The 24,684-nt window shown below is 64.2% G+C and carries 24 protein-coding genes; 14 read left to right on the forward strand and 10 right to left on the reverse strand.

Features of this window, described 5'->3' with window-relative positions; genetic code table 11:
- The first annotated feature begins 117 nt into the window (after nucleotides 1–117).
- On the forward strand, nucleotides 118–3,579 hold the full coding sequence (locus ACIQT2_RS11310) for a proline dehydrogenase family protein (RefSeq protein ID WP_402946362.1): 3,462 nt from the start codon (nucleotides 118–120) through the stop codon (nucleotides 3,577–3,579).
- Between the two features lie 200 nt (nucleotides 3,580–3,779).
- On the opposite strand, the gene ACIQT2_RS11315 is transcribed toward ACIQT2_RS11310, so the two are convergent.
- Both ACIQT2_RS11315 and ACIQT2_RS11320 read right to left on the reverse strand, forming a co-directional pair.
- Complete coding sequence (locus ACIQT2_RS11315) at nucleotides 3,780–4,691, reverse strand: oxygenase MpaB family protein (protein ID WP_402946364.1); 912 nt, start codon at nucleotides 4,689–4,691, stop codon at nucleotides 3,780–3,782.
- A 10-nt stretch (nucleotides 4,692–4,701) separates the two neighbouring features.
- On the reverse strand, nucleotides 4,702–6,141 hold the full coding sequence (locus ACIQT2_RS11320) for an MFS transporter (protein ID WP_402946366.1): 1,440 nt from the start codon (nucleotides 6,139–6,141) through the stop codon (nucleotides 4,702–4,704).
- 97 nt (nucleotides 6,142–6,238) lie between these two features.
- Here ACIQT2_RS11320 and ACIQT2_RS11325 point away from each other — a divergent pair, with 97 nt between their 5' ends.
- The 4 genes from ACIQT2_RS11325 to ACIQT2_RS11340 all read left to right on the forward strand — a co-directional run bounded on the left by ACIQT2_RS11325 (nucleotide 6,239) and on the right by ACIQT2_RS11340 (nucleotide 9,992).
- Nucleotides 6,239–6,616 carry a MarR family winged helix-turn-helix transcriptional regulator gene (locus ACIQT2_RS11325; protein ID WP_400336212.1) on the forward strand — a complete coding sequence of 126 codons (378 nt, stop codon included), beginning with the start codon at nucleotides 6,239–6,241 and terminating at the stop codon, nucleotides 6,614–6,616.
- Between the two features lie 160 nt (nucleotides 6,617–6,776).
- Entirely contained in the window at nucleotides 6,777–8,303 is a 1,527-nt protein-coding gene (locus ACIQT2_RS11330; protein WP_402946368.1) for a M23 family metallopeptidase, read from the forward strand.
- A gap of 100 nt (nucleotides 8,304–8,403) precedes the next feature.
- The gene (locus ACIQT2_RS11335; protein WP_402946370.1) at nucleotides 8,404–8,886 is read left to right on the forward strand and encodes a glutathione peroxidase; all 483 of its coding nucleotides are present in this window, start codon (nucleotides 8,404–8,406) and stop codon (nucleotides 8,884–8,886) included.
- 140 nt (nucleotides 8,887–9,026) lie between these two features.
- Entirely contained in the window at nucleotides 9,027–9,992 is a 966-nt protein-coding gene (locus ACIQT2_RS11340) for a phosphodiesterase (RefSeq protein ID WP_402946372.1), read from the forward strand.
- Here ACIQT2_RS11340 and ACIQT2_RS11345 read toward each other — a convergent pair.
- A complete protein-coding gene (locus ACIQT2_RS11345; RefSeq protein ID WP_402946487.1) occupies nucleotides 9,970–11,499 on the reverse strand; it encodes a stealth conserved region 3 domain-containing protein in 1,530 nt (509 codons plus the stop codon). The two genes, ACIQT2_RS11340 and ACIQT2_RS11345, sit on opposite strands and share 23 nt — an antisense overlap.
- Here ACIQT2_RS11345 and ACIQT2_RS11350 point away from each other — a divergent pair.
- Complete coding sequence (locus ACIQT2_RS11350) at nucleotides 11,392–11,607, forward strand: hypothetical protein (protein ID WP_402946491.1); 216 nt, start codon at nucleotides 11,392–11,394, stop codon at nucleotides 11,605–11,607. The genes ACIQT2_RS11345 and ACIQT2_RS11350 overlap by 108 nt on opposite strands.
- On the opposite strand, the gene ACIQT2_RS11355 is transcribed toward ACIQT2_RS11350, so the two are convergent.
- Complete coding sequence (locus ACIQT2_RS11355; RefSeq protein ID WP_400336205.1) at nucleotides 11,604–12,524, reverse strand: hypothetical protein; 921 nt, start codon at nucleotides 12,522–12,524, stop codon at nucleotides 11,604–11,606. The two genes, ACIQT2_RS11350 and ACIQT2_RS11355, sit on opposite strands and share 4 nt — an antisense overlap.
- A 137-nt stretch (nucleotides 12,525–12,661) precedes the next feature.
- Between ACIQT2_RS11355 and ACIQT2_RS11360 the strand changes: the two genes are divergently transcribed.
- The gene (locus tag ACIQT2_RS11360) at nucleotides 12,662–12,961 is read left to right on the forward strand and encodes a type II toxin-antitoxin system VapB family antitoxin (RefSeq protein ID WP_021471645.1); all 300 of its coding nucleotides are present in this window, start codon (nucleotides 12,662–12,664) and stop codon (nucleotides 12,959–12,961) included.
- Nucleotides 12,954–13,622, forward strand: coding sequence for a LytR C-terminal domain-containing protein (locus ACIQT2_RS11365; protein WP_402946375.1), 669 nt, complete (start codon nucleotides 12,954–12,956; stop codon nucleotides 13,620–13,622). The genes ACIQT2_RS11360 and ACIQT2_RS11365 overlap by 8 nt, the downstream gene beginning before the upstream one ends.
- A gap of 4 nt (nucleotides 13,623–13,626) precedes the next feature.
- On the opposite strand, the gene ACIQT2_RS11370 is transcribed toward ACIQT2_RS11365, so the two are convergent.
- The 3 genes from ACIQT2_RS11370 to ACIQT2_RS11380 all read right to left on the reverse strand — a co-directional run bounded on the left by ACIQT2_RS11370 (nucleotide 13,627) and on the right by ACIQT2_RS11380 (nucleotide 15,486).
- Entirely contained in the window at nucleotides 13,627–14,307 is a 681-nt protein-coding gene (locus ACIQT2_RS11370; protein WP_400336203.1) for a TetR/AcrR family transcriptional regulator, read from the reverse strand.
- A 115-nt stretch (nucleotides 14,308–14,422) separates the two neighbouring features.
- Nucleotides 14,423–14,899, reverse strand: a complete 477-nt coding sequence (locus tag ACIQT2_RS11375; protein ID WP_402946377.1) for a HEPN domain-containing protein — start codon at nucleotides 14,897–14,899, stop codon at nucleotides 14,423–14,425.
- Complete coding sequence (locus tag ACIQT2_RS11380; RefSeq protein WP_402946379.1) at nucleotides 14,896–15,486, reverse strand: hypothetical protein; 591 nt, start codon at nucleotides 15,484–15,486, stop codon at nucleotides 14,896–14,898. The genes ACIQT2_RS11375 and ACIQT2_RS11380 overlap by 4 nt, the downstream gene beginning before the upstream one ends.
- Before the next feature lie 165 nt (nucleotides 15,487–15,651).
- Here ACIQT2_RS11380 and ACIQT2_RS11385 point away from each other — a divergent pair, with 165 nt between their 5' ends.
- From ACIQT2_RS11385 to ACIQT2_RS11405, 5 genes are all read left to right on the forward strand, one after another.
- Nucleotides 15,652–16,653, forward strand: a complete 1,002-nt coding sequence (locus ACIQT2_RS11385; RefSeq protein WP_402946381.1) for a LacI family DNA-binding transcriptional regulator — start codon at nucleotides 15,652–15,654, stop codon at nucleotides 16,651–16,653.
- Between the two features lie 216 nt (nucleotides 16,654–16,869).
- A complete protein-coding gene (locus ACIQT2_RS11390) occupies nucleotides 16,870–18,204 on the forward strand; it encodes an extracellular solute-binding protein (protein WP_402946383.1) in 1,335 nt (444 codons plus the stop codon).
- Between the two features lie 34 nt (nucleotides 18,205–18,238).
- Nucleotides 18,239–19,180, forward strand: coding sequence for a carbohydrate ABC transporter permease (locus tag ACIQT2_RS11395; RefSeq protein WP_400336196.1), 942 nt, complete (start codon nucleotides 18,239–18,241; stop codon nucleotides 19,178–19,180).
- A 2-nt stretch (nucleotides 19,181–19,182) separates the two neighbouring features.
- Nucleotides 19,183–20,079 carry a carbohydrate ABC transporter permease gene (locus ACIQT2_RS11400; protein ID WP_402946385.1) on the forward strand — a complete coding sequence of 299 codons (897 nt, stop codon included), beginning with the start codon at nucleotides 19,183–19,185 and terminating at the stop codon, nucleotides 20,077–20,079.
- Between the two features lie 42 nt (nucleotides 20,080–20,121).
- The gene (locus ACIQT2_RS11405) at nucleotides 20,122–21,660 is read left to right on the forward strand and encodes an alpha-N-arabinofuranosidase (protein ID WP_402946387.1); all 1,539 of its coding nucleotides are present in this window, start codon (nucleotides 20,122–20,124) and stop codon (nucleotides 21,658–21,660) included.
- A gap of 128 nt (nucleotides 21,661–21,788) precedes the next feature.
- Here the strand turns inward: ACIQT2_RS11405 and ACIQT2_RS11410 are convergent, their stop codons facing one another.
- Complete coding sequence (locus ACIQT2_RS11410; RefSeq protein WP_402946489.1) at nucleotides 21,789–22,487, reverse strand: DsbA family oxidoreductase; 699 nt, start codon at nucleotides 22,485–22,487, stop codon at nucleotides 21,789–21,791.
- A gap of 131 nt (nucleotides 22,488–22,618) precedes the next feature.
- Here ACIQT2_RS11410 and ACIQT2_RS11415 point away from each other — a divergent pair, with 131 nt between their 5' ends.
- On the forward strand, nucleotides 22,619–23,668 hold the full coding sequence (locus ACIQT2_RS11415; protein ID WP_402946389.1) for a glycosyltransferase family 4 protein: 1,050 nt from the start codon (nucleotides 22,619–22,621) through the stop codon (nucleotides 23,666–23,668).
- On the opposite strand, the gene ACIQT2_RS11420 is transcribed toward ACIQT2_RS11415, so the two are convergent.
- On the reverse strand, nucleotides 23,669–24,199 hold the full coding sequence (locus tag ACIQT2_RS11420) for a GNAT family N-acetyltransferase (protein WP_400336190.1): 531 nt from the start codon (nucleotides 24,197–24,199) through the stop codon (nucleotides 23,669–23,671).
- Between the two features lie 74 nt (nucleotides 24,200–24,273).
- Nucleotides 24,274–24,666 (reverse strand): universal stress protein, encoded by a 393-nt coding sequence (locus ACIQT2_RS11425; protein ID WP_397323692.1) that lies wholly within the window; start codon nucleotides 24,664–24,666, stop codon nucleotides 24,274–24,276.
- Nucleotides 24,667–24,684 lie beyond the last annotated feature (18 nt).

Consider the following 24,684-nt stretch of genomic DNA (forward strand, 5'->3'; position numbering starts at 1 on the left):
TCCAAAACATCGGGATGGATAACGAATATTCGTCAGAAAAGATCGCTTTTCCTAATGGGATTGTAGATCCATACTGATGGAAACAAGCAAACTACTCCGTCCCATAAGGAGCCCTTCATGACCAGCACTCTCCCGGATGCGACCTCCCCGCGCACCCAGGATTCCGGGCAGTTCGACGCACTGGCCACCGAAGCCATTGCCTTGGTCCGTCACTGGCTGACAGAAGCCAGCAAGATCCCCGTTGATGTCTCCGCCCAGCGCCTTGCCGGCGTCTTGAAGGACCCGAACGGATTGGACTTCACGGTGGGATTCGTCGACGGCGTCATCCGCCCCGAGGATCTCTCGGTCGCCGCCCGGAAACTCGCCGAACTTGCCCCCAAGGTGCCCACGTTCCTGCCGTGGTACATGCGCAGCGCGGTCCGCCTCGGCGGCCTGATGGCCCCGGTCATGCCGCAGGTGGTCATTCCGATCGCCCGCCGCGTGCTCCGTGAGATGGTGGGTCACCTGATCGTGGATGCCACTGATGCCAAGCTCGGCCCGGCCATCTCCAAAATCCGCCAGGACGGCGTGCACCTCAACGTCAACCTCCTGGGCGAGGCAGTGCTGGGCGAACACGAGGCACAGCGCCGCCTCGACGGCACGCTCAAGCTCCTTGCCCGCGAGGACGTGGACTACGTATCCATCAAGGAATCCTCCACCGTGGCCCCGCACTCCCCGTGGGCCTTCGACGAAGCCGTCAACCACGTGGTGGAGAAGCTCACCCCGCTGTACCGCCTCGCTGCGTCCTTCAGCAAGCCCAAGTTCATCAACCTGGACATGGAGGAATACAAGGACCTGAGCATGACCATCGCCGTCTTCAAGCGGATCCTGGACATGCCTGAATTCAAGAACCTCGAGGCCGGCATCGTCCTGCAGGCCTACCTTCCGGACGCGTTGGCTGCAATGCAGGAACTCCAGGAGTGGGCCGCGGCCCGCCGTGCCCAGGGCGGTGCTCCCATCAAGGTCCGCGTGGTCAAGGGTGCCAACCTTCCCATGGAGCAGGTTGAGGCGTCCCTTCACGACTGGCCGCTGGCAACATGGGGCACCAAGCAGGATTCGGACACCAGCTACAAGAGCGTCATCAACTACGCCCTCACGCCGGAGCGCGTGGACGCTGTCCGCATCGGTGTTGCCGGGCACAACCTGTTCGACGTCGCCTTTGCCTGGCTGCTGGCCAAGCAGCGTGGTGTCACTGAGGGCATCGAGTTCGAGATGCTGCTCGGCATGGCAACCGGCCAGGCCACGGCGGTCCGCAAGGACGTTGGCAGCCTGCTCCTCTACACACCCGTAGTCCACCCCGGCGAATTCGACGTCGCCATCGCGTACTTGATCCGCCGCCTCGAAGAGGGTGCCAGCCAGGAAAACTTCATGTCCGCGGTCTTCGAGCTCAGTGAGAACGAACCCCTCTTTGAGCGCGAGAAGCAGCGCTTCCTGAACTCCCTGGCGAACCTCAGCGAGACCGTCCCCGGACCGAACCGCACGCAGGACCGCCGCCTCCCGGCCGAGCCTGCCCCGACCGAGGGCTTCCGCAACACCCCGGACACCGATCCCGCCCTGCCCGCAAACCGTGCCTGGGGCCGTGACATCCTGGCCCGCATCCCCGGTTCCACGGCAGGCAACAAAACCGTCGACTCCACCAAGGTCTCCGATGCTGCCGACCTTGAGCGCATCATCACCACCGCCGTCGACGCCGGCAAGGCCTGGGGTACGCGCCCCGCCGCCGAGCGTGCCGCAATCCTGCATCGCGCCGGTGAGGTCCTCGAAGCCCGCCGCGCCGAACTCCTCGAGGTCATGGCTTCCGAGACCGGCAAGACCATCGACCAGGGCGATCCCGAGGTCAGCGAAGCGATCGACTTCGCGCACTACTACGCCGAGCGCGCCAAGGACCTTGAAACGGTGGACGGCGCCACGTTCGTCCCAGCCAACCTCACCGTGGTGACCCCGCCGTGGAACTTCCCGGTGGCGATTCCCGCGGGCTCGACGCTCGCGGCACTCGCCTCAGGTTCCGCCGTCGTGATCAAACCCGCAAAACAGGCCCGCCGTTCAGGTTCCGTCATGGTGGAGGCCCTGTGGGAGGCAGGCGTTCCGAAGGACGTGTTGGCACTCGTGCAGCTCGAAGAGCGGGAGCTGGGCACCCAGTTGGTCTCGCACCCGAGCGTTGACCGCGTGATCCTCACCGGTGGCTATGAAACCGCAGAGCTGTTCCGTTCCTTCCGCCAGGACCTGCCGTTGCTCGCGGAAACCTCGGGCAAGAACGCCATCATCGTCACCCCGAGCGCGGACCTGGACCTGGCAGCGAAGGACGTTGTGTACTCCGCGTTCGGCCACGCCGGCCAGAAGTGCTCCGCCGCGTCCCTCGTGATCCTGGTTGGCTCCGCGGCCAAGTCCAAGCGGTTCCACAACCAGCTCATCGACGCCGCCCGTTCCCTGACCGTTGGCTACCCGGAGACCGCCACCACGCAGATGGGACCGATCATCGAGCCAGCCAACGGCAAGCTCCTGAACGCCCTCACCACCCTGGGCGAGGGCGAAACCTGGGCCATCAAGCCCGAACGCCTGGACGACTCCGGCCGGCTGTGGTCGCCGGGCATCCGCTCGGGCGTCAAACGCGGCTCCTACTTCCACCTGACCGAGTTCTTCGGCCCGGTCCTGGGCGTCATGACCGCTGAAACCCTCGAAGAAGCCATCGCCATCCAGAACGAGATCGAATACGGCCTCACCGCCGGGCTGCACTCCCTGGACTCCGCCGAAATGGGCATCTGGCTGGACACCATCCAGGCCGGCAACCTCTACGTCAACCGCGGCATTACCGGTGCGATCGTGCAGCGCCAGCCGTTCGGCGGCTGGAAGAAGTCCGCGGTCGGCGCCGGAACCAAAGCCGGTGGCCCGAACTACCTGATCGGCCTGGGGTCATGGCTCCCTGCCGAGGCGACGGCCAAGCGGGGCACCACGCTCCGGGGCGCAGCCTCGCAGATCCTGACCGCTGCCACGTCGGCTGATGTTACTGCCGAGGAACTCCAGACCCTCCAGCAGGCACTCTTCAGCGACGCCGCTGCCTGGGATTCCGAGTTTGGCACCCGCAAGGACGTCTCCGGCCTGACCGCCGAACGCAACGTCTTCCGCTACCGTCCCCTCCCTGTCACCATCCGCCTTTCCGAAGGCGAGCGGCTCGTGGAGCTGCTCCGGGTTGTGGCGGCCGGCGCAGTGGCGGGGTCGGCACTGAAGGTGAGCTCCGCCGTCGTACTTCCCGACGCCGTGGTGACCGTGTTCGCGAACCTGGGCGTCAGCGTCCGGGTCGAGGACGACGCCGCGTGGCTGACCCGCGCGGCAAGGTTCGACGGCGGCCGCATCCGCCTGATCGGCGGCGACTTCACCGCGCTGAGCGCGGCGACCGGTGGCCGTCCGGACATCGCTGTCTACCACGGTGCGGTGACCCAGGCCGGCCGGATCGAGATGCTGCCGTTCCTCCGCGAACAGGCTGTGTCCATCACAGCCCACCGCTTCGGCACGCCGAACCACCTCTCGGACGAACTGATCTAAGCCCGGAGGCCACGAAGCCGGGCAGGCGGGGTGATTCCCCACCTGCCCGGCTTTTCTCTTCCCGGTTGGCAGCCGTGGGCGTACCTTCACGACCAACATTGACGGGACCTAGGCGCGAAACGCCGGGCCGGGTGGTCCCTGATGGGCCTTTCGAGATGAAAGTGGGTGGTGGCGGTACACGGGTGAGGGGCCCGAGACGCTTAGTTCGGCCAACCCAGCCGCTCCAGCCGGCTGCGGGCCGCGAGTTCGCTGGGGCCGCGCCGGCCCAGGGCCAGGCGCACCATGGCGAGGGCCACTTTGGCGGCCGGGATCGCGGGCAGCGGGACCGGGCCGATCCGGGCCGTCTTGAGTCCAAGCATCTCCCGGTACTCCGGTTCGAGGCTTTCGACGGCGGCCGCGAAGAGAATGCGGTACCCCGGCCGCAGCAGGGGGCTCAGTGGCGGGTGCCGGATGAAAGCCACGGTCTCGGCCAGCCGTTCGTCTGAGCGGAGGACCCCGGAGGCGCGCCACTCGTCGATTTCGCGGCGGACGGAGGCCTCGGTGAGGGGCGGATACTCGACGCCCATGAGCCGGCCCGCCGAGGCCCACTGACGGACGTACGCGTCGGGTCCGCCCGGAATTGGCCGCCCGAAGATGCGGTGCGCCGTGAGGAAGGACTCCGCGTAGGTCACATGGACCCACCGGAGGAGTTCGGGATCGTTGGCCTGGTACTCTCGCTGGACCCCGTTCCCATCCACATACGTCCCCCTGACGTGTTTGTGGATCTTCCGGACCCGGCCGCTCGCCTCCTCCGCCGCTTCCGTGGACCCGTAGGTCACCGTGAAGATCCAGCGGATGGTGGTGGCGAGGCGGCCCAGGGGATCTTCCTTGAAGCCGGAGTGCTCGTACACGCCGGCGAGTGCTCCCGGATGCAAAGCCTGCATCAGGAGCACCCGGATTCCGGCAACGATGGTGGACATTGAGCCGTGGACAGCCCAGACCGCCGACCCCGGAAGGTGATATCCGGCGTCGTTCCCTTCGGCAAGGCGCGGCACCCACTCCGGCGGCGTTCCGGAGGTTCCCGTGAACGTGCGCTGGAGCTCGTGCCGGTAGTCGAGGAAAAGATTCCTCATGCCTTACAAACTACACGCGGGCGCGGCCCTTGGCAGGTGCGGCCGCCACCAGCAGGGCGGCAATGGCGACGGCGGCACTCAGGATGAGGCCCGGACGGTACTGGTCAAGCATTGCCTGGGCGCTGACGGTGCCTTCGGCGTGCCCGTGCCCGCTCACCAGAGCCGTGGTGACGGCGAGGACGAGTGCTGCACCTACCTGGGTGCTGGTTTGGATCAGGCCGGCGGCGAGTCCCTGCTCGGAATCGCGGATGCCTTCCGTGGCCAGCACGTTGATGGACGGGAAGGCCAAGGCGAATCCGATGCCCAGCAGGACCACCGAGGGCAGGATATCCAGCGCGTAGTTGGGTGTGGTGCCGACGCGGAGGAACAGGACGTAGCCCAGGCCAAGGGCTGTGAGTCCGGTGAGGATGAGTTGCTTGGCGCCGAACTTTTCGATCAGCCGGTCCGCGAAGGGCGCACTCGTGGCCACGAGCAGGCCTGCGGGAAGGAGTGCCAGGGCCATGCCCAAGGGAGTCCAGCCGAGCACCGACTGCAGGAACATGGTGACGATGAACTGGAAGCTCAGGTAGGACCCGAAGAGCCCGACGGCGCTGAGGTTGGCCCGGGCCACCCAGCCTTCCTTGAGGATGCCGAAGCGGATCAACGGGTGCTTTACCTTGTTCTCGATGACCGCGAAGGCTGCCAGCACGGCGGCGGATACTGCGAATCCGGCGATTGTTGCCACAGATCCCCAGCCCTGCTCGGGTGCGGACACCAAGGTGTACACCAGACCGAGCATGCCCAGGGCCAGAGTCACGGCGCCCCAGATGTCGTGCCCGCTGTTCTCGGCAGACGGCTTGTCCTTCGGAATGAACTTGATGCCGAGCAACACGACGATCACCGCGATCGGTACTGAGACCAGGAAGGTCCAGCGCCAGCTCAGGCTGGTCATGAGGCCGCCAACCACCAAGCCCAGGGAGAAGCCGCTGGCGCCGAAGGTGGTGAAGATGGAGAGCGCCTTGTTGCGGGCGCGGCCCTCGGCAAAGTTGGTGGTGATGATGGAGAAGCCGGTGGGTGCCGTGAAGGCTGCTGCGAGGCCCTTCACGAAACGGGTGGCGATCAGGATAGCGGGGTCGTCAACCAAGCCGCCCAGCAGCGACGCGGCCGCGAAAACTGTCAGGGCGATGAGGAAAATACGACGGCGGCCCAGCAGGTCCGCGAGCCGCCCACCCAGGAGGAGCAGGCTTCCATAGCCAAGAACGTAGGCAGAGACGATCCACTGCAGGGAATCGGTGCCGAGGTTGAGTTCGTGGCCGATGGAGGGCAGGGCCACGCCAACCATGGAAACGTCCAGGCCGTCGAGGGCAAGGACGGTGCAGACGACCATCAGCAGCAACCATTGGGCGCGCGTCCAGCGAACGGCTGAAACCAGGGCATCGGCAGGTCTTTGAAGGGTGGTGGGTGATGTCATGTTCTTCAATGTAGATGACGCGTCATTGAATGACAAGGAATATGACGTGTCATCTTATGACGTGGATTCAAATGGCGTCATGAACTAGAATCGGACCATGGCAACCACGCGTGACCGCCAACTGGTAGAGCAGTGGCGCACCATCCAGGACTCCTACTTCCGCACGGCGGGAGCCCTGGACCGTGCCCTGGAAGCAAAGTTCGACATCGGCCTGAACGAATTCGAAATCCTTGACCTCGTGGCCGAATGCGCGGACGCCGCGTGCCGCATGAAGCAATTGGGGGAGCGCACCCCCATGACCCAGAGTGCCGTGTCCAAAGTGGTGGACAGGCTGGAAAAAGCCGGCTTGGTTTCACGCCAAACGTGCGCCGATGACCGCCGATCCCTCTTCCTCGAACTGACCGAGGCAGGCCGGGCCCTGCATGCTTCGGCTGCTATTGAGCACCGGGCCCTGCTCAAGGAAAACCTGGCGTGAGCCGACCCTCCCGAATGCTCAAGGCGTCTTGAGGAAAAACTGAGCCAACCTTTCACCAGTGGGCAACCTGGAAGACTTTATTTTCGCCCTGAGAACGGCAACAATGGTGCTTGCACGCCAGGCTGGGGTTTGGTGCCGCTGGCTTTTGGGGAGTGTTTTTGTGGGCAAGCATCATGAATCAGACCGGGTAGCAGTCCTGGTGCGCACCGAGGGGTTTCGCCGCGTCTTCTTCGCCGCAACCCTCGCAGTGGCGGCGTTCTTCGCTTTCGGATTCCAACCGCTGACGTCCGCGTCCTCAACGTCCCTGAATGGAGCCTCGGCCCAGGGCGTGGTGGGACCGAATTCCTTGGGCAGCCTGACGCCGCCCGAGGCCCAGACCCTGGTGATGGACAACCTGCCCGAACCTCCGCAGCAAACGGCCGGCACGCCCATGGTGTACTTCGACCGGGCACTGGTCCACGCTGTAGGTGCCGACGGGTCAGGCGCCCTGAACGTCGCGTCCGCCGGGCTGCCCCGTCCGCCTGCCGGATACTTGTACGCACCCCTCGAGGTGCTCAACCCCAGCTCGCCCTACGGCTACCGCTACAGCCCGCTGACCGGCCTGCCCGGTGAGTTCCACTGGGGACAGGACTACGCCGCGGCCTGCGGAACCCGCGTCTACGCTGCCGATTCCGGCGTGGTCAAGGCCGTCGGCTGGCACATCTGGGGCGGAGGCAACCGCGTCGAAATCGAGCACGGCAACGGTCTGGTGACCACCTACAACCACCTTCAGGCCATTGGAGTGACCCAAGGCCAGAGCGTCCGGGTTGGCCAGGTCATCGCCGAGGTCGGAACCACCGGTTGGTCCACTGGCTGCCACCTCCACTTCGAAACGATCGTCAACGGCCTCCACACCAACCCCAACCAATGGCAACTCCTGCCCACCAAGCAGGTGGATCCGCTGCAGACGATCACTTTTGTCAACTACCAGCCCGGAGTCGGTACGGGTTCCAGCGCGCCGCAGTGGGCCGTCCCCGTTTCGGATGGCACCAACCGAGCGGTTATTGGCGGTGAACACGAGGAAGACGTTGCCCCGCCGGTGACTGTCGCCCCGAGCAACCCGGGCGGTACTGGCAGCACGCCGGGCACCACCACGCCTCCCGTGACGCAAACCCCGACGGCGACTGCCTCGCCTTCGCCATCCGCGACCGTTACGCCAACCCCGACGGCGACTGCCTCGCCTTCGCCGTCCGCTACGGCTACACCAAGCCCGACGGCGACTGCCTCGTCTTCGCCGAGCTCTACGGCAACACCGACGCCGACGCCGACCCCGAGTGCGACCACCACGGCACCAGCTGCAACGGCGACGACGCCGGCTCCGGTCACCACCACTGCACCGGCCCCTGCGGTGGCTCCCGCCGCGCCCGCCACCCAGCCGAGCGTCCCGGCTTCGGCGCCTGTCGCCGTCGCGCCGGCTCCGAAAGTCGTCGCTCCGGCACCAGCGGTTGTTGCGCCGGCTCCTGTGGTGACGCAGCCGGCGGCACCGGTCACTCCGGCAGCGCCTGCGCCTGCTCCGACCACGACGCTCGTGGCCACGTTGCCAACGGTGGTCCTGCCGCCTGGATACGTCCTGATTGCTCCGGACCTGGTCCGGAAGCCGGACGGCACCACGGTGCCGTTGTCCAGCCTCATTCTTCCCACCCCGTAGCGCGGCGAAACGCGGTCACCCCGCGTTTCGTGGCCCTTACGAAGCTCCCGTAAGCTCGATGGCGGCAACCCCGCCAGCCGACGTCGTCAGGAAGCGATCCATGAGCACCCTCTACAGCATCCCCCTCACCTTCAACGATGGCACCGAAGCTGATTTCGGCCGGTTCGAGGGCAAGGCGGTGCTGGTGGTCAACGTCGCTTCCAAGTGTGGCTACACGCGCCAGTACGCCGGCCTGGAGGAGCTCTACGGGAAGTACCGCGAGGACGGCTTGGAGATCCTCGGTGTTCCGTGCAACCAATTCGCGGGCCAGGAGCCGGGTTCGGACCAGGAAATCGCCGAGTTCTGTGAGCGCAATTTTGGCGTCTCCTTCCCACTGACCGCCAAGGCCAACGTCCTGGGCAAGGAGCAGCATCCCCTGTTCTCGGAGTTGACCCGGGACCAGGACGGCCAACCGGTCAAGGTGAAATGGAACTTCGAAAAGTTCGTCATCAACCGCCAGGGAGAAATGATCGCACGGTTCCCATCCGCCGTTGAGCCCGACTCCGAAGACCTTGTAGAAGCAGTGGAAAAGGCATTGGCATAAGCCTGGAATTCCAGAAAGGAGGAAAGTAATTTTCCAACATTCCGCCGGATATTAGCCAAGTGTTGGCTTCCCGTCTGGTTGGATTGGTCCTACTGGGGTTACACGGGAGGCGCCGTCTCCCACCTAACGCTAAGGCAGCTATGGAGCTCATCGAGGCCGAGTACCCGAAACCAGGTCATGTGCTGTTGCACTTGAGCGATCTTCACCTGGTGGGTGGACCCGGCACACTCTACGGATCGGTGGACAGCGCTGCCAGGCTGCAGGAGATCTGCGATCAGATCATCGCTTCCAAACTGAAGCCGGAAGCCATCATCTTCACCGGAGACCTCGCCGACCGGGGCGAACTCGAAGCGTACCGGCGGCTGCGCGAGATGATCGAGCCCGTGTGCGATGCCCTTGGAGCCAAGGCCATCTGGGCCATGGGCAACCATGACGACCGTGCCAATTTCCGGTCTGCTTTCTTGGACGCCTCTGAAATCAGCAGGCCCCAGGAGCCAATGGACCGCAGCTACTTCGTCAACGGCCTGCGGATCATCACCCTGGACACCACGGTTCCCGGTTTCCACCACGGCGAACTGTCCGAGGAACAGTTGGTATGGCTCGCGGACGAACTCTCCACCCCTGCGCCGGACGGCACCATCCTGGCGCTTCATCACCCGCCCGTGCCGTGCGTCCAGGACCTGGCAGTCCTGGTTGAACTCCGTGGCCAAGCCGCGCTGGCCGCCGTCGTCCGCAATACGGATGTTCGATCCATCCTGGGCGGGCACCTGCATTTCTCCACCACGGCGAGCTTCGCCGGCATCCCTGTCTCGGTCGCTTCCGCCACGTGCTACACGCAGGACCTGGGTGTCACTGCCGGCGGCCAACGAGGGCGCGACGGCGCGCAGGCCTACAACATGGTGCACGTGTACGAGCACACGATTGTGCACTCCGTGGTGCCGATGTCCGGCGGCGTGACCGTGGGCGAGCCCGTGGATGCCGAGGAGGTTCAGCGGCGGCTTGCCGCAGCCGGGATCTCCATCCCGAAGCACCCGCGGACCAGCCGGCCGCGGCAGCCCCGGGTGGCTGCGGCTCCGCGCAGTGCTACTTCTCCCAAGGTGCCTTGACCGGGAAGTACTTCTCCAGGAAGTCGGTGACCAGCCCGGCCCGTTCGTCGGCGTGGACCTCGGGGAAGCTGCCGTCGTTGAGGCAGAAGAGGTCCATGTTCCGCTTCGCCAGGAGCTTGGGCAGGTAGTGCAACCCGGACCACAGGGTGGTGTCAACGTACTTGACCTTGGCGTTGGTCTGGGTGACTGCACGGCCCGTCAGGAGCGCGTAATAGTGGTAGAACGAGTTGGTCACAGAGATGTTGTCCGCGGCCCGGAAACGGCTGGCCGCAGTCTTGGTGAACTCCTCCGGGAACTCCTGCTCCATGTGTGCCACCACGCTGCGGCGGATCGGGGAGGCGGTGTGTTCCAAGTGCCGGGTGGTGATCCTGCCGAAGCGCTTCCAGAGCAGCTTGCGGTTGACGCGGGCCGCATTTTCAAAGCCGCTGCGTTCGGCGTCGTTCTCACCCAGGCCGATCCTGGTGTCGGCCTCGATGAACTTGGTGATGCCTCCGGGGGTGAAGAACATGTCCGGGCCCACGGGACGGCCGAAGAACATGTCGTCGTTGGAGTAGAGGAAGTGCTCCGAGAGCCCATCGATGTGGTGGAGTTGGCACTCGACGGCCTGTGAATTGTGCGTGGGCAACACGGAGGGGTCTGCGAAAAACTCCTCGCTGCGGACAATCGTCACCTTGGGATGGTCCGCCAGCCAGGCAGGCGCGGGGGAGTCCGTGGCAATAAAGATCCGGCGGATCCATGGCGCGAACATGTGCACCGAACGCAGCGCATACTTGAGTTCGTTGATCTGGCGGTAGCGGGCCTCATGGTCGTCGCCCTCGCCCAGGACGGCGTCCGCCTGCTGGGCCCGCCGCGCCGCGATGTAGGCGGGGTCCGAGCCGTCAACCCAGGAGAAGACGATGTCCACGTCGAAGTCGATATCGCTCGCGTGGTCCGCGAACATGTTCTCGATGGTGGGCCATTCCAGTCCGTGGCGTTGCACCGAGCCGCGGACGGCGTCCTGGCGCAGCAGGGTCCGGCGGGTCAGTGAGTTCTCCACCGGCAGTTCCAGCCGGTCGCCGTCGAAGCGCCACAGCTCCAACTGGACACCGAGCGCGGGGCCGTACCAGAGGCCGCCTTCGGTCTCCACACGGGGCCGGTACAGCCGGAAGATCCGTGACTTGCGGTTGGCGGACAACTCGCCGTCGGCCACCAGCACCGAGGCCTTCGTCTTGGCGTCTACGGTCATCGAGTAGAAGGGTTCGTTCCTGAATGCTTCCACCAGTGCGTCCCGCACGGCCTTGCGGGACTCCCAATCCACGGCGATGACAGGCCGTTCGTCGTTGCCGCGCACCAGGATGAAGTCGACGCCGGCAGCGTCCAGCGCCGCCCGGACGGCCAGGAGGTCGGACACCATGGCCTGTTGCGGTGTGAGGTCCGCATTGACCAGTGCGTACCGCCCGCGGTGACGGACGACGTCGGACCTGTGTTTGAGGTGCGCGACGACGGCAGGCGAGGACGCCTCGACGATCGCGTCCTCTTCGACGGTGGGGCTGCCGTGGTAAACCGGATCGACCTGTGCTTCAGTGATGGCTGCTTCTCCGTACTGTTCGTGGTGCGTGAGGGGGCCGGCTTCTAGATGTCCAGTGCTTCGCGCCAGCTGCGCAGGAAGGCGCCGCCGGCGTCGTCGTGGATGACGTCGTCCGCCAGCTCCAGGTCGGCTGCGGTGAGGATGGTGTAGGGCTTGACGGGCACGCCGTCCGCGGGACGGACGTCCACGTGCTTGACCTCGTGGTCGTTGTGGTGGAGCCAGTCTGCCATGGCGTAGTCCGTGCGGGAATCGCCCACCGTCCGCCAAGCCAGCGGTGTGATGCCTTGGGCTGCGAGAAGTTCGACGGCGCGGCTGGCGCCCAGGTCCTTGCCGAGGCGCACGGATTCGATGTCCGTGGAAATGATGGTGGGGTCCAGCCGGTAGTCGGCAGTGTCGTCCGATTCCGGTGCATGGTGGTCCAGGAGCGCTGCGTTGAGGCCGTGCCGGTTCAGGATATCCAGGGCATCGGCGTCGAAGAGCTTCTGTTCCTCGAGGTAATCGGCGCTGGCAACGTCCAGATGCTGTTCCACGGAGACCATGGCCCGCTTGGTCTCGTCGAAGAACATATGCGCCGAGTAATCCTCGGCCACCAGCCGGCGGATATCGTCCCCGTAGGCCTTCGGCACGGCGAGCTCATGGTCCACGTGGATGGGGCCCGGTCCGGCGGCGGTGTAGCTGAACCAGACCGCGCCCTTTTCGCAGATCGCGTGGATGACGGTTCCGGCAGGCATCCCGGCGGCGATCATCGGTTCCATGACCTGCTCGGCGATGAAGGCGTCAGAGCGGCCGGTATTGAAGATGACGGGAATTCCCGCGGAAGCCAGCGCCACGAGGTCTGCAATGATGTCCGGCTTGACGTCCCGCGTCACAGGGCTGGCAATGGGACCATCGACGTCGAGCAGCAGCGCGAGGGCCGGGGCTTTCTGGGCAGCGGTCCGGTCAGTGCCGTGGAGCGGTTGAGTCATGCCCCTATTCTGTCAGTCCGCGGCGGCTCCTCCACAGCTGTGACGCAGCGCGAAAGGATAGTCACCATTTGGCTACAACCTGCGTGTGCTGCGGGTCACAAGTTCCGTTAGGGCGGCAACTTCCATAGGCTTGCAGGGTGATCTTCAAAGCTGTGGGCGAGGGACGCCCGTACCCTGACCATGGATACTCTGCGCCGCGTGACTGGGCGGCCCTCCCGCCGCGACCCGTCCGGCTGGACGAATTGGTGACCACCAAGCGCACTTTGGATTTGGAGGCATTGTTGGCCGAGGATTCGACGTTTTTCGGTGACTTGTTCCCGCACGTGGTCCAGTACCAGGGCGTCATGTACCTGGAGGATGGCCTGCACCGGGCAGTCAGGACGGCGCTCCACCAGCGCACGGCCATCCACGCACGCGTGTTGGTGATCGATGGCTAAGCGGCCCGCGGACGCCACCCGGCTCCATGGCCACCACGTGGTCACGGGGGCCGAGCTCCGTGCCACGTTCGCTGAAGACGCCGAGGTTCCCCGCTCCAGGTTCGGGAGACGACTCTTCCACGGAATTGTCCTGGTCCTGCTGATCGGCGTCATTGCCGCCGGAGCAGTTGGTGCCTGGGCCGTCATGAATGGCGTCATCAAAGTCCCTACGGCCGTAGCCAGCAAAGCCCCCAGCAGCCTGTGTCCCAGCACCACGTTCGACTACATCCCGGACGAAACCGTGAACCTCAATGTCTTCAACGCCACCTCCCGTGGTGGACTGGCCCGCACCGTCGCTGACCAGTTCACGTCGCGCGGCTACAAGGTGGCCTCCGTGGATAACAGCGACACCGCCTACTCGGGCGTGGGCGTGGTGATTTCCGGTGTCAAGGGGCAAGCGGCAGCCTTCAACATCCAGCGGAACCTTGCAGGGACGGACTACTACCAGGACAACCGCGAGGACGAGTCGGTGGACGTCGTCCTCACGCCGGGGTACCAAGGCCTGGTTGATGCGCAGCTCGTGGACCAGACACCCGGGAAGCTCAGTTGTCCGCGCGAGGACCAGCGCGTAGTGGACGGGACCAAGTGGCCCATCATCCCCACCAATCCCGCAGGACAGTAGGGAGCTAACTGGCCAGCGTGTCAGCCGCGCCGTTGCGCACTGGCCGTCCGGCGTCGTCGAAACGCGCGCCCGCACCCAATTGGATGAACCGCACCGTCTGCGCCGTGGCGGTTTCGACGTCGGCGAGCGGGGCCGGGACCTGACTGTCGCCGTCGGGCGTCCGGTTGCGGCGTGCGGCGCTGGCGGAGAGCGTGCCATGGATGAGCCGCGCCAATTGGGCAACATCGATGTCCGGCAGGTAGCCCTGCTGGACTCCGTCATTGAGGATGTCCTCAAGCAGGATGTTCAACTCGCCCACATGGTCCGCGAGTTTGGAGAAGGAGCCGGGGGAGAGGACTGCGGCCATTGCCGGACCTGGTGGGAGGTGACGGCGGCTCAGGTCCTCCACTTGCGCGCGGACGTAGAGCGCCAGGCGGTCCACGGGATTCTCCAAGGCCGCGAGCGACTCGCGAAGGTCCACGATGAAGCGCTCGGTCTCGTCCAGGGCGTACGCGATCAGCAGTTGCTCCATGTCCGCGTAGTAGTTGTAGACGGCCGTGCGGCCTACGCCGGCGTGTCGGGCCACGTCCGTCATGGTGAGCCCGGGGAGCCCATGGGTGAAGAGCAGCTCTCCGAAGGCGGTCAGTATCCGTCGTTGGGTCTCGGCGCGTTGGGCAGCATTCGTGGCGGCCGTGATCCTTGGCATATAGACACTTTACAGGGATCTGTCAGCAAGTTGGGCAGCTTCGAATCATGCGTTCCTTCTTTGGCACCATCACGGATGCGCAGGGCTCGCCACTGCGTAAAAGAAAAACTCCGGGTCACCCCCGGTAGGGCGGCATGATGCCTACCAGTCGTTCAGCTCGCTCAACAATCGCGCGGGCGGCGGGGATGGCTTGGTCCACGTCATCGACACCGGCTGTTGGACGATCTACGTCGGGGTATTGGGTGTCGTTCCGCAGGCGGCGCATCCAATCAAACTCGCGGATTTCCTTTTGCCGCGGCGGTTCCAACTGAAATATCGCCACTTCCAAGAGGACGGCATGAGCACCCTCTCCTCGTGGCCGTAATCCTTGAACGACGAGGATCGAGGCCAGTGACAGACGAGCGGCATCATAAGCAAGTGTGAATGCACCGGCAGGATCCTGCTCACGTAGGGTCTCCGCGGCTTTGAGGTGGGTGTGTGCCTGGCTGATATAGTGATCGGCCAACTCCGGGTTCGGCGTAACCTCGGTGAGCCTCGATTGCTCAATTAATTGGTCGACTTCAGCGCGGCCGCGGTCCCATCGGTCAATCATTCAGCATTCTCCTTCAACTCGAGTTTCACAAGCGGACGCTTCTTCAGGGTCTTGGTGAAGGGGTCATTCGCGGCCGCCCATGTGGCCGGACTCAGAATACGCACGTTAACTTCCCTGCCCAGCGCAGAACCCGCGCGCTGGGCTATGTCATAGGCTTCAGCGCGGGACGGGTTACCGACCAACAAGACGTCCAGGTCATTCGGCGCGCTGCCCTGTTCGCCCTCTCTGCGGGCGGCCCATGAACCATAAATGTAGGCTTCATCAATGCCTTGGACTTGGGCAAGGAACCTAGGCAGGATGGCGGGAGGACCATAGGTAAATCGGAGTATTTCGGCCAGCGGGCGATACAAAGGCGAGTCTGTTGAAACTCGGATATCCAGGGACTGTCCGCGTTTTTCCGATTTCGCCAAGCCCATCTTCACGATGCGGGCCACTTCGCGATGAGCGCTGGCGTAGGGGGTGCCGGCAGCGCGGGCAAGTTCAGCAACCGTGAAACTGCGCTCGGGATTCAGGAAGATCCTGGCCAGGATCTCGCCCTGCGCATTCGAGCGAAACAGGGGTGAAAGCGCTGAGGCTTGAGTATTCACATACGCGATAATATTACCCGCTATCTGGATAAACAACCTTCGCGCGCCGGATCCTGGACGACAGGGGACTGGCCTGGTGGACGCGGACACCCTGCCGCCGCAGCGGGGTGGGGCGCAAACTCGCGTAGCATCGATCCAACCGGACAAAATTCACAAGGGGGACTGTTGCGGGCAACGGTCAAGGACGTGGCGCGCCGCGCGGGGGTGTCGCCGAAAACCGTCTCAAACGTCATGAACGGGATCGTGCCGGTGAGCGAATCGACGCGGCTCCGGGTGGAGCAGGCCATGCAGGAACTGGACTACGTTCCCAACTTGTCCGCGCGGGGTCTCCGTAACGGCCGGTCCGGGGTCATCGGGCTGGCCCTGCCGGACCTGGCTACTCCCTTCTCTGCCGAGATGGCGCACCATCTGGTGGAAGTCGCGCATGAGCAGGGTTGGAGTGTCCAAATCGAAGAAACCGGTTCGGACCCGCATCGTGAGCAGGAACTCATGACGCGCGCCAGAACAAACCTGATTGACGGGCTCATTCTGAACCCAGTGGTGTTGCAGGAAAGTGCTGTGAAGGTTGGGATATCCCTTCCTCCCGTGGTCCTTTTGGGTGAGGTAACCCAGCACTTGGCCGACCGCGTGTATGTGGACAGCTTTGCCGCGGCCCGGGACATGACTTTGGCGCTGGCGAAGAATGGACGACGGCGGATTGCGGCCTTGGGCATCAACCGCGGACGGCATTCGGCTACTGCGATCCACCGGGCGGCCGGTTATGAAGCGGCGTTGGAATCACTCGGCATCGACGCTGATGACGAGCTCCTGATCCGCTGCGAAAAGTGGACTTCCGAGTCGGCTGCGCGGGCGCTCACGGAGTACCTGGAGTCCCATCCCGTGCCGGAAGCCCTGTTCTGCTTTACGGACTCCATGGCGCTGGGCGCGCTCAACGCCCTGTGGAAGCTCGGAATCCGTGTGCCGGACGACATCGCCGTTGCCGGATTCGACGACGTTGCGGACGGTCGCTTTGCCGTCCCGCCGTTGACGACGGTGTCTTTCGACAAGCGCACCATCGCCTCCGAGGCCATCCGGCTGTTGACGGAACGGATGGCCAGCAGGCATCAGGAGCAGCGGGTGGTCCAGGTGCCTTATTCGATCGTGGAGCGGGCCAGCACCGGCGGTTGACCACTCGGCCGCCACGGTTCAGGTGGGGGTTGACCTGTCAGGGGAAACAAATTGTTTGCGCTAACAATTTTGTCTTGCCCCGTCTATTACATCGATGTAATGTGAGACCTGCATCACTCGCCGGGCCACCACTAACCCGGAACCGTGAAGCGCCGGAACCGGACTTTTTGCAATGAAGCAGTGCCCTTTCAGCGGACCCATCCAAAGGAGTGACGGGTGAAGCAGTTCGAATCTTTGACCGGGAGACAGTTATCCCGGAGGCAACTCATCGCCGGGTCGGCGGCCTTGGGAGGCCTCGCCCTTGCCGGCAGCCTCACCGGTTGCGGCGGCGCGGCCCAGGCAACGACGGTGCAGGACATCGACTTCTGGCACCTCCTGTCCGGAGGTGACGGGATCAAGATGCAGGCCATGATCAACAGTGCCAACCAAACCAATCCCGGATTCACGGTGCACCCCACAGTCCTTGCCTGGGGACCGCCGTACTACACCAAGCTCGCCATGGCCTCGGCGGGAGGACGTCCGCCAGAGGTCGCCATCATGCACGCAAGCAGGGTGCCCGGCTACGCTCCCGGCGGCTTGATCGATCCGTGGGACCTGGATCTCCTGGCCGAGAACGGCATCACGGGCGAGCACTTCGCGCCGCGGATCTGGGAGAAGAGCCAGCAGGGCGACAAGGTCTTCTCCATAGCCCTGGACTCTCACCCGTTCATCATGTTCTACAACAGGGACGTGGCGGACAAAGCCGGGGTCATGGCAAGCGACGGCCAACTCCAGGACGTCACGTCGCCGCAGGACTTCAAGGCCATGGCAGTAGAGATGCAGAAAGTCACGGGGGCCCACGGCCTGTCCTTCGGCTACCTCGGCAGTGGTTCCCAGATGTGGCGCCTCTTCTACACGCTCTACAAGCAGCACGGAGCGGACATGGAACTGACCCCGGGCCAGCCCATGAAGGTGGACAGGGACGCCGCGATCGAGTCCTTGGAGTTCATGGCATCGCTGTTCGACGACACCATCGCGGCCAAGAGCGGTGACATCAGCACGGGCATCGCCGAGTTTGCCCGGGGCGGTTCCGGAATGCTGTTCAGCGGTGTGTGGGAACTGCCCACCATGAAGAAGGCCGGCATCCCCGTGGATGCCGCCACCATCCCCACGCTCTACGGCACACCTGCGTCGTACGCGGATTCGCACTCCTTCGTCCTTCCCCGGCAACTCAGGGTCAATGAGGAGAAACGGCGGGACGTCTACAAGTTCGTCAGCGACGTCCTGAAAGGCTCGCTGTCCTGGGCCGAGGCCGGCCACATTCCCGCGTACCAGCCAGTGGTCCAATCGCAGGCGTACCGCGAGCTGACGCCCCAGATCCACTACGCCAACGCGGCCGACATCATTGCCTACGATCCTGAGGCCTGGTTCAGCGGCTCAGGCTCCGACTGGCAGACGTATTTCGCGGAGAACGTCCAGAACGTGCTCCTCGGCAGGGACAAGGCAGCCGTTGGATGGGATGCCTTTGAACGCCGCACCAACACCCTTCTTTCCCGACCCAACCCGGTGTAACGGGCCAAGCCCCGAGCGACAAAGGAGTCCTTAGATGAGTTCCCCTACCTTGTCCCGGCGAAACCCCGGGACCCCCACCATTCCTGCCGCAGGTGCTGCCTCGTCCCTGCGACGCTCCCGCGATAACCTCAGCGGCTGGGGTTTTGCCACCCCGTTCCTGGTGTTCTTCCTGGTGTTCCTTGTGTGGCCGCTGATTTACGGGCTGTACATGAGCTTCACCGGTAAATCCCTCACCGGGGCCAATGACAGCCTCATCGGTTTCGCCAACTACGCCGAAGCCCTGGCCGACGCAGACATGTGGCGGTCCCTGGGCAATACCGTCTACTTCACCGTGATCAGCACCGTTCCCTTGGTCCTGGTGGCCTTGGTGATGGCGGCCCTGCTCAACATCGGGCTGCCGGCACAGTGGCTCTGGCGGCTCTCTTACTTTGCGCCGTACCTGTTGGCCTCCACGGTGGTGAGCTTGTTCTTCACCTGGATGTACAACCCGCAGTTGGGCCTGATCAATGACTTCCTAGCGAAGATCGGCCTGCCCAAAGTGGCCTGGCTCAACGATCCCAACGTGGCCATGTGGGCCATAGTCATCGCCACGCTCTGGTGGACCGTGGGCTTCAACTTCCTCCTATACCTGGCAGCCATGCAGAACATTCCTGCCCAGCACTATGAGGCGGCATCGCTTGACGGCGCGGGGGCCTGGCGGCAGTTCTTCTCCATCACCCTGCCGCAACTCACGCCAACCACGGTGATGATCGTGCTCCTGCAAATCCTGGCCTCATTGAAGATCTTCGACCAGGTGTACCAAATGACGGCCGGTGGTCCCGGCGGATCAACCCGTCCCGTGGTGCAGTACATCTTCGAATCCGGGTTCACCGGTTACCGGCTGGGCTACTCCGCAGCCATCTCCTACATCTTCTTCGGACTGATCGTGTTGGTCTCCGTCATGCAGTTCGTCATCACCCGCCGCAGGAGCGCATAACCATGGCAACCACAACCCTTACCCGGCCCGCGGCACCGCAAGCGGCCGCGCAGCAGCTCCGCCAACCCCGCAAGAAGCCGACCATCGGCAAGATCGCGGCGATCGTCGTCGCGGCCGTGATCGCCGTCTTGTGGCTGATTCCGTTCGCCTGGGCCACCGCCACCGCCTTCAAGACCGAGACGGACGCCGCCGCTCCAAAGGTGACCTGGGTGCCGCCGTCGGGCTTTACGGTGGACGCGTTCGTCAAGGTGTTCCAGGACGGCAACATCCCGCTCTGGACCTGGAACTCGCTCTACACGTCGGTGGCCATCACGGCAATCACGCTGGTGATCTCGGCACTGGTGGCGTATGCCCTGTCCAGGATCGACTTCAAGGGCAAGAAGGTCCTCATGACCGTGATCATTGCCTCGATCATTGTCCCGCCACCGGTGCTGATCATCCCGCTGTTCTACCAAATGCTCGCACTGAACATGATCGACACCTCATGGGCCATCATCCTGCCGCAGGTCATCCACCCTGCCATGGTGTTCGTACTCAAGAAATTCTTCGACCAGATTCCCCGCGAACTCGAGGAAGCAGCGGTGATGGACGGTGCCAGCCGCCTGCGGATCTTCACGCAGATCATCCTGCCCTTGTCCCGGCCCATCCTGGCCGCCGTCGCGATCTTCGTGTTCATCGGCGCGTGGAACAACTTCCTGTGGCCGTTCATCGCCACCAACGACGATTCATTGCTGACCCTGCCCGTGGGACTGCAGACCATCAAGAGCGCCTACGGCATCCAGTACGCGCAGAACATGGCATCCGCTTTGCTCGCGGCCCTGCCGCTGATCCTCGTCTTCCTGTTCTTCCAGCGCCAGATCATCAAAGGCGTGGCGACGACGGGACTCGCCGGAACCTGACCCGGCACCTTTTCCAGCAATCACCCAGACTTCAGGAGAACCATGTCCCGCGCCCGCATTACCCTCGACCGCGATTTCACGGTGGGAGAAGTACCCCGCCGCCTCTTTGGCTCCTTCGTGGAGCACATGGGCCGCTGTGTCTACACCGGCATCTACGAGCCCGGCCACCCTGAAGCTGACGAGCATGGCTTCCGCCAGGACGTCCTGAAGCTCGTCAAGGAACTCGGGGCTACCGTCATCCGGTATCCCGGCGGCAACTTTGTCTCCGGCTACAACTGGGAAGACGGCATCGGACCGCGGGAAAACAGGCCCCGCCGGCTCGACGGCGCGTGGCACACAGTGGAAACCAACGCGTTTGGCCTCCACGAGTTCGTGGACTGGTCCAGGCAGGCCGGCACGGAGATCATGGAGGCCATCAACCTTGGCACCAAGGGCGTCGAGGAAGCCCGTGCCATCGTGGAGTACTCAAACCACCCCGGAGGCAGCTACTGGTCCGACCTCCGTGCGAAGAACGGCCACAAGGACCCGTTCGACATCAAACTCTGGTGCCTCGGGAACGAGATGGACGGGCCGTGGCAGATCGGCCACAAGACCGCCGATGAATACGGCCGCCTGGCCCAGGAAGCCGCCAAGGCCATGCGGTACGTGGATCCGTCCATTGAACTCGTGGCGTGCGGCAGCTCGAATTCCAGGATGCCCACGTTCGGTGACTGGGAGCAGACGGTCCTCACGCACACCTATGACGAGGTGGACTACGTTTCCCTCCACGCCTACTACTTCGAAGAAGAAGGCGACGTGGGCAGTTTCCTGGCTTCCGCCGTCGACACCGATTACTTCATCGAGTCGGTCATAGCCACCGCGGATGCGGTGCGGGCGAAGGGCAAGCACAAGAAGCACATCAACCTGTCCTTCGACGAGTGGAACGTCTGGTACCAGCGTGGCCGCGATACCGAGGACCAGCTGAGCAACATCGTCAAGGGACCGTGGCGCGAGCATCCCCGCGTCATTGAGGACAAGTACAACGTGACGGACGCCGTGGTGGTGGGTACGCTGCTCAACTCACTGCTGCGCCATGGCGACCGCGTGCACATTGCCAACCAGGCGCAGCTGGTCAACGTGATCGCGCCGATCCTGTCGGAGGAAAACGGTCCGGCATGGAAGCAGACCATCTTCCATCCGTTCGCGCGCATGGCCGAACTGGCCAAGGGACAGATCCTGCGCCTGTCCGTGGACTCGGACAAGTACTCGAACAAGCGCTTCGGTGACGCGGACCTGGTGGACGTCAGCGCCACCTGGAACGAGGAAACCGGAAGGGTAGCCTTGTTCTTCGCCAACCGTGGGCTGGAAGAAGCGGCCGACGTCGAGGTCGCCCTGCGCGGTTTCGACGCCCGCCAAGTGCTGCGCGCCGAGGTCCTGGACATTCCCGACGGCGGCGACCGCTTCACCATCAACAGCCAGTCCCAGCCGGACCGGGTCGGATTGGTGCCGCTGGAGAACGTCAAGGCCAGCGGCTCGGAACTGCGCCTGACGCTGCCCGCGTTGTCCTGGGCCGTCGTCGAGCTTGACGTGGCGAAAGCCTAGCGCCGCACCCAGCCGCGTGGCACCCAGCCGCGTGGCACCCAACTGGGTCGCAGTTAAGCGCGTTTTGACGGCTCAAAACGCGCTTAACTGCGACCTACTTGGGTTGAGGTGCGACGGCGGGTGGCTGGCTAGATGCTGCAGCCGTCGGGGCCGCAGGCCTCGGCGTCCGTGGCGCCCACCGGGATGAGCGGATTGGCTTCCTGCCAGGCCTGGTTGAGGGCCTGGCTGAAGAGCTCGGCCGGCTGGGCGCCCGAGATGCCGTACTTGCGGTCAATGACGAAGAACGGGACGCCCGTGACACCGATGGCGCGGGCCTCGTTGATGTCCTGGTTGACCTCTTCGGTGAACTTGTCCGTGGTGAAGAGCTCTGCGACGTCGCTTTCCGGAAGTCCCAGGGAAGCGCCGAGTTCGCTGAGGTAGTCGTGGTTGCCAATGTCCTTGCCGTGCTCAAAGTGGTCGCTGAGCAGGCGCTCCTTGGCAGCATCCTGGCGGCCATGGGTGGCGGCGAGGTGGATGAGGCGGTGCGCCGTAAAGCTGTTGGCGACCACCACCTTGTCGAAGTGGTAGTCGAGGCCTTCGCCCTTGGCGGTGTCCGTGACGTGGGCGAACATCTGCTTGACCTGCTCCGGTGCCATGCCCTTGCGCTTGCTCAGGTAATCCAGTTCCGTGCCGTCGTAGTGCTCAGGAACGGAAGGGTCCAGCTGGTAGCTCTTCCATTCAACGTCCACGGCTTCACGGTGCGGGAACTGTGCCAGGGCAGTTTCAAAGCGGCGCTTGCCGATGTAGCACCAGGGGCAGGCGACGTCGGACCAGATCTCAATCTTCATGGTTTCGTCAACCGGAAGGAACGGGGGAGCATTCCGGAAAAGCCCTGTTAGATTCCTCACGAGGCTTATAGCCTTAATGAGGGTTGTGCAGTCAGCTCCTGGTTTGGGGGTTTTTGCGCGGAGGCCCCAGCATGCGCATCGGACTCATTGTTGGACCCTGGTTCACCGTTCCGCCTGAGAGATACGGCGGCACCGAACGGGTTGTTGATGCCTTGGCACGGGCCCTCGTGGATGCCGGGCATGAGGTCCTCCTTGCGGCGGCTTCGGACAGCACGTGTCCTGTGCCCCAGCTGAATGGCTTCGGTCCCAGTGCCCCGGAGGAACTCGGGTGCACGCTGAGCGAGCTAAGCCACGTGGTGCAGGCATACCAAGGGATGCAGGGCATGGACATCATCCACGACCACACCTTGGCGGGTCCCCTCTATGCGCACCGCCCGGCCGACACCCCCGTGGTGACCACCATCCACGGCCAGCTCACGGGGCAATCGGCCGGGCTTTACCGCGCGATGGCCGGGGACACTGCCATCATCGCGATCTCCCACGATCAACGGTCCATGGTTCCCGACCTCGACGTTGCCTCCGTCATCCACCACGGACTGGACCTCTCTACAGTGTCGGTGGGCGACGGAAGCGGTGGCTACGCCTGCTTCGTTGGACGCATGTGCCCGGACAAAGGCCTCATGGAGGCGGTGCGCATTGCACGGGAGGCAGGTGTCCCGCTCCGGATCGCCGCCAAGATGCATGCCAAGGACGAAGTCCGGTTCTACCAGGAAGTGGTACGGCCTTTCCTGGGCCCGGACGAAGAGTTCCTCGGCGAGCTCTCCGACCCGGAAAAGTATGAACTCATGGGTGGTGCGGTAGCCCTGATCAACCCCCTCCAGTGGCCCGAGCCGTTCGGCCTGGTGATGATCGAGGCACTCGCCACGGGTACCCCTGTGTTGGCCACCAGGATGGGTGCAGCTCCCGAGATCGTGAGGCACGGTGAAACCGGTTATCTCGCCGGCGTGGGAGAGCTGGCCGACTACGTGGAGGCCGCGGTTTCCTTGTCAAGGGCAGCCTGCCGTCGAGCGGTGGACGAGTACTTCAGTGCCACCCGGATGGCTGAGGAGCACGTGGCGTTGTACTCGCGGGTGATCGAAGAGTTCCGTTCGAGGGCCTTTCAGGCGGCTCCCTCCGCCTGACTAGAGCCGGTGCTCCATCACGAAGTCGTGCTCCACGGAGTCGCCGAGCTTGAAGGACTTGGTGCCCACCCGCTGGAAACCGGACTTCTCGTAGAAGCGGATGGCCTTGGCATTCTCGCTGTTGACGCCCAGCCACACACCGGCGGCGCCCTTGTCCGCGGCATCGGCCAAGGAGGCCCTGATCAGGCGGGACGCTGCACCCTGGCCGTGATGGTCGGGGTGCACGTAGCACTTGCTGAGTTCGGTGGCGGGCAGCGCCGAGAGGACCGAAGCGACGTCCGGGTCGCTTGCCGGTTTGGCGATCAGCATGGTGTACCCGTTCAGCTGCCCACCGTCGTCGAGCACCAGGATGGTGATGTTCGCATCGGCGAGGTACTCCGTGAAGTTGGCCTCGCTGAGCGTCCGCTCAAGGTGGGCCTGGATGTCTGCCGGCGATGCTCCGGGAGGGCAGGCCAGCGGAAAGGTGACGGCGGCCAGTTCCGCGAGTTTGCCGGCGTCGTCCGTGCGCGCCGTGCGGATGGTTTCGGTCATGCGGTCCCCCTGGGAAAGTGTGTACGGAAAATGCCCCTAAGAACGCATCTTAGGGGCATTTTCTGGATGGACTCCTAGTCCGCCTTCACCGCCAACACCGGGCAGTCGGCCTCGAGGAGGATCCGCTGCGAGACGCTGCCCATGATGAGCTTGCCCACGGGGCTGCGCCGGCGGAGGCCGATCACAATGAGTTCCGCGTCGTGTTCGTCGGCAGCGTCCAGGACCTCAGCCGCGGCATCGTGGCCACGAACCGGTTGTTTGATGGTGTGCTGGATGCCTTCCTGCGCCAGGCGGTCCTCCACGGTCTGGATGTCCGGCTCCTGGGCGTAGCGGTTGTCCACCAGTGCATCGCCCTTGGAGGAATTGATGACGAGCAGCGTGTCCTTGCGGTTCTTGGCTTCGGCGATGGCCTGCGTCAGGGCTGCTTCGCCCTCGGGTGTGGGGACGTATCCCACCACGATGGTCATGGGTTCTCCTGTTTCTGG

This window comes from Paenarthrobacter sp. NPDC090522 (assembly GCF_044769225.1).
GTDB lineage: Bacteria > Actinomycetota > Actinomycetes > Actinomycetales > Micrococcaceae > Arthrobacter.

What these genes read in the sequence shown, in the direction of transcription:
- ACIQT2_RS11415 (WP_402946389.1), top strand. Translation starts at nt 22,619, where the DNA reads ATGCGCATCGGACTCATTGTTGGACCCTGGTTCACCGTTCCGCCTGAG.
- ACIQT2_RS11310 (WP_402946362.1), top strand. Translation starts at nt 118, where the DNA reads ATGACCAGCACTCTCCCGGATGCGACCTCCCCGCGCACCCAGGATTCC.
- ACIQT2_RS11340 (WP_402946372.1), top strand. Translation starts at nt 9,027, where the DNA reads ATGGAGCTCATCGAGGCCGAGTACCCGAAACCAGGTCATGTGCTGTTG.
- ACIQT2_RS11425 (WP_397323692.1), bottom strand. Translation starts at nt 24,666, where the DNA reads ATGACCATCGTGGTGGGATACGTCCCCACACCCGAGGGCGAAGCAGCC.
- ACIQT2_RS11410 (WP_402946489.1), bottom strand. Translation starts at nt 22,487, where the DNA reads ATGAAGATTGAGATCTGGTCCGACGTCGCCTGCCCCTGGTGCTACATC.
- ACIQT2_RS11325 (WP_400336212.1), top strand. Translation starts at nt 6,239, where the DNA reads ATGGCAACCACGCGTGACCGCCAACTGGTAGAGCAGTGGCGCACCATC.
- ACIQT2_RS11370 (WP_400336203.1), bottom strand. Translation starts at nt 14,307, where the DNA reads ATGCCAAGGATCACGGCCGCCACGAATGCTGCCCAACGCGCCGAGACC.
- ACIQT2_RS11420 (WP_400336190.1), bottom strand. Translation starts at nt 24,199, where the DNA reads ATGACCGAAACCATCCGCACGGCGCGCACGGACGACGCCGGCAAACTC.
- ACIQT2_RS11315 (WP_402946364.1), bottom strand. Translation starts at nt 4,691, where the DNA reads ATGAGGAATCTTTTCCTCGACTACCGGCACGAGCTCCAGCGCACGTTC.
- ACIQT2_RS11335 (WP_402946370.1), top strand. Translation starts at nt 8,404, where the DNA reads ATGAGCACCCTCTACAGCATCCCCCTCACCTTCAACGATGGCACCGAA.
- ACIQT2_RS11405 (WP_402946387.1), top strand. Translation starts at nt 20,122, where the DNA reads ATGTCCCGCGCCCGCATTACCCTCGACCGCGATTTCACGGTGGGAGAA.
- ACIQT2_RS11355 (WP_400336205.1), bottom strand. Translation starts at nt 12,524, where the DNA reads ATGACTCAACCGCTCCACGGCACTGACCGGACCGCTGCCCAGAAAGCC.
- ACIQT2_RS11320 (WP_402946366.1), bottom strand. Translation starts at nt 6,141, where the DNA reads ATGACATCACCCACCACCCTTCAAAGACCTGCCGATGCCCTGGTTTCA.
- ACIQT2_RS11395 (WP_400336196.1), top strand. Translation starts at nt 18,239, where the DNA reads ATGAGTTCCCCTACCTTGTCCCGGCGAAACCCCGGGACCCCCACCATT.
- ACIQT2_RS11400 (WP_402946385.1), top strand. Translation starts at nt 19,183, where the DNA reads ATGGCAACCACAACCCTTACCCGGCCCGCGGCACCGCAAGCGGCCGCG.
- ACIQT2_RS11365 (WP_402946375.1), top strand. Translation starts at nt 12,954, where the DNA reads ATGGCTAAGCGGCCCGCGGACGCCACCCGGCTCCATGGCCACCACGTG.
- ACIQT2_RS11375 (WP_402946377.1), bottom strand. Translation starts at nt 14,899, where the DNA reads ATGATTGACCGATGGGACCGCGGCCGCGCTGAAGTCGACCAATTAATT.